Source organism: Shigella sp. FC1544, assembly GCF_001722145.1.
In the GTDB taxonomy this organism is placed as follows: Bacteria; Pseudomonadota; Gammaproteobacteria; order Enterobacterales; family Enterobacteriaceae; genus Escherichia; species Escherichia coli.
The window spans coordinates 1-474 of sequence record NZ_MECT01000435.1 but is presented as its reverse complement, the minus strand read 5'-3'; the positions used below and the strand labels follow the sequence as shown (position 1 = coordinate 474).

The window sequence follows — 474 nt, the reverse complement described above, 5'->3', positions numbered from 1 at the left end:
CAAGGCGAGCTTCATTTAACGCCTTACGCAGTTGCAGAATTTCAGATTCCAGTTCAGCCACCGTGCGGGAACCAGGAGTACCGAGCCCTTTTCTGGCGGCGGTAACCCATTGTCCTAAAGTGCCTTCAGGAAGGGATAATCGGGAAGCGCCTTCACTGATCGAAAGTTGATTTTCAAGAACCGTTCTGACAGCTTCGGCTTTGAACTCTTTAGAGTAACGTTGGTTTTTTCTGCTCATTATTAGCTCCTTCTGATGCCATTCTATTTCAGGAAGGAGTGTCCGTTAAACTCAGGCTACCTCACAGGATAATGCGCTCTGAGTTTCCCGATTATCGAGAACAGTTCAGGGAGTCTGACATCAAGAGCGCGGTAGCCTTTTTTAATATTTCATTCTCCATTTCAATGCGTTGTAGCTTTTTCCTCAGCTTACGTATTTCGATTTGTTCTGGTGTTATCGGAGAGGCTTTTGGTGTT

The 474-nt window shown here is 45.8% G+C and carries 1 protein-coding gene and 1 pseudogene; both read right to left on the bottom strand.

Features of this window, described 5'->3' with window-relative positions; translation table 11 throughout:
* A partial coding sequence (locus BGK49_RS17760; RefSeq protein ID WP_032335914.1) for a transposase occupies positions 1 to 238 on the bottom strand: 238 nt, incomplete at its 3' end.
* Positions 239 to 300: 62 nt separating this feature from the next.
* Positions 301 to 474 (bottom strand): annotated as a pseudogene (locus tag BGK49_RS29690) (IS3 family transposase); the annotation flags it as partial.